This is a genomic window from Acidovorax sp. KPB24-03, assembly GCF_057546605.1.
Genome location: NZ_BAAJYR010000493.1, coordinates 1 through 2,233 on the forward strand (window position 1 = coordinate 1; position 2,233 = coordinate 2,233).

The window sequence follows — 2,233 nt, forward strand, 5'->3', positions numbered from 1 at the left end:
CCCTGGCCGCCAGCCGCGCCGTGGGCGCCGCCCGTCCCCCTGGCCGCCGCTGCCGGCGCACCGACAACCGCGCCCACGGGCGCAACGAGAATCTCCGCATGAGCGCTGCTCCCGCCACCTCCCCTCCGATCGCCAGCATGCCGTCGCGCGCGGCGCAGTTCTATGCGCTGACCAAGCCGCGCGTGGTCCAGCTGATCGTTTTCTGCGCCTTCATCGGCATGGTGCTGGCCGTGCCCGGCATGCCCAGCGGCGCGCAGTGGGCGCACATGGCCGTGGCCTGTGCGGGCATCTGGCTCGTGGCGGGTGCCGCCGCGGCATTCAACTGCATCGTGGAGCAGGGCATCGACGCGAAGATGAAGCGCACCGCCTGGCGGCCCACCGCCAAGGGCGAGCTGTCCAACACGCAGACGCTGCTGTTCTCGGCGGCGCTGTGCGCGGCGGGTTCATTGGTGCTCTACCGGTGGGTCAACCCGCTCACCATGTGGCTCACCTTCGCCACCTTCGTCGGCTACGCGGTGGTGTACACGGTGATCCTCAAGCCGCTCACGCCGCAGAACATCGTGATCGGCGGCGCCTCGGGCGCCATGCCGCCGGTGCTGGGCTGGTCGGCCATGACGGGCGACGTGGCGCCCGAGGCGCTCATCCTGTTCCTCATCATCTTCCTGTGGACGCCGCCGCATTTCTGGGCCCTGGCGCTGTACCGCGTGGAGGACTACCGCAAGTCGGGCCTGCCCATGCTGCCCGTCACGCACGGCAACGAGTTCACGCGACTGCAGGTGTTCCTGTACACGCTGATCCTCTTCGCGGGCTGCCTCATGCCCTTCGTGTACGGCATGAGTTCCTGGATCTACCTGGCCGCCGCCGTGGTGCTCAGCCTGGGCTTTTGCGCCTATGGCTTTCGGCTGTGGCGCCGCTACTCGGATGCGCTCGCCCGCGAGACCTTCCGCTTTTCCCTCATCCACCTGAGCCTGCTGTTCGCCGCGCTGCTGGTGGACCACTACGTGCTGTGATCGCCATGAACAAACGCATTGCTCTTAAAAAAAATCGCTGCCAGCGCTTTGCTGGTCAGCGCTGGTGGCCTGTTGGCGGCTTGCTCCAAGAAGGGCCCGGAGTTCAAGGGCGTGGACATCACCGGCGCCGACTATGCGAAGGACCTGCCCCTGCCCGACCAGAACGGCCAGCCGCGCCACCTCAAGGACTTCGCGGGCAAGGTCGTGGTGGTGTTCTTCGGCTACACCCAGTGCCCCGATGTGTGCCCCACGTCCATGGTGGAACTGGCGGAGGTCAAGCGCTCGCTGGGCGCCGACGGCGACCGGCTCCAGGGCATCTTCGTCACCGTGGACCCGGAGCGCGACACGCCCGAGGTGCTCAAGGCCTACATGGCCAACTTCGACCCCACTTTCCTCGCGCTGCGTGGCAGCCCCGAGCAACTGGCCGCCGTGGCCAAGGACTTCAAGATCTACTACAAGAAGGTCGACGGCAAGACGCCCACCAGCTACACCATGGACCACTCGGCCGGCAGCTACGTGTACGACCCCGCCGGCCGCCTGCGCGTGTACAACCGCTACGGCAGCGGTGCGCAGGCGCTGGCCGCCGATGTGCGGGCCCTGCTGAACGAGGGCTGAGGCGGCGGCCCGGCCGCATCGGCGTGCTTCACCACCGCCGCTGCGCACCAGGCAGCACCGGCCACCGGGCCCGACACCGGTTCTGCCATGCCGCGGGCCAGGGCCGCGAGGCGGGGCCGCACGATGGCGCAGTGCCAGCGGTCATGCCGGACCAGACCGCCCGTCTGGGCGATGTGCGCGAGCCCCCGGGCCACCGTCTCGCGCGTGGTGGCCAGCAGCGCGGCCAGCATCGCCTGCGTGGGCAGCCGCACCAGGGTGCTGCGCTGCAGATCGGCCAGCAACAGCAGGGCGCTTGCCAGGCGCGCCGTGGCCCCGCGCATGCGCAGCAGCCCCGACCAGTCCGCAAGCTGTGCCTGCGCCCGCGCGTTCTCGCGCGACAGCGCCTCCAGCCAACCCGGCGCCGCAGCGCTGTGGTGGGGCGGGCGCAGGGCCTCTGCAGACACTTCGCACAGCCGCCCTCGCCCAGGGCCGTGCCCGACAGCTCCGCGGGCGCCGCGAACAGCGCCGTCGTGCCCAGGGCATGGCCGCAGCCCGCCAGGCCCACGGGCCGGTCGATGCCCTCGGCGCCCCGGCGGTGTAGCAGCACCGTACCGACCTTGAGGATCTGC

General features: G+C 70.2%; 3 protein-coding genes. 2 read left to right on the plus strand and 1 reads right to left on the minus strand.

The genetic code is table 11. The features are described from left to right. The first annotated feature begins 98 nt into the window (after positions 1-98). Together cyoE and AC27KI_RS23070 are read left to right on the plus strand one after the other, a co-directional pair. Entirely contained in the window at positions 99-1,010 is a 912-nt protein-coding gene (cyoE, locus tag AC27KI_RS23065) for a heme o synthase (protein WP_284408102.1), read from the plus strand. 18 nt (positions 1,011-1,028) lie between these two features. Beyond that, entirely contained in the window at positions 1,029-1,625 is a 597-nt protein-coding gene (locus AC27KI_RS23070; RefSeq protein ID WP_487116037.1) for an SCO family protein, read from the plus strand. On the opposite strand, the gene AC27KI_RS23075 is transcribed toward AC27KI_RS23070, so the two are convergent. Continuing rightward, positions 1,565-2,068: a helix-turn-helix domain-containing protein gene (locus tag AC27KI_RS23075; RefSeq protein ID WP_487116039.1), complete on the minus strand. Its 504-nt coding sequence runs from the start codon at positions 2,066-2,068 to the stop codon at positions 1,565-1,567. The two genes, AC27KI_RS23070 and AC27KI_RS23075, sit on opposite strands and share 61 nt — an antisense overlap. Positions 2,069-2,233: the final 165 nt, after the last annotated feature.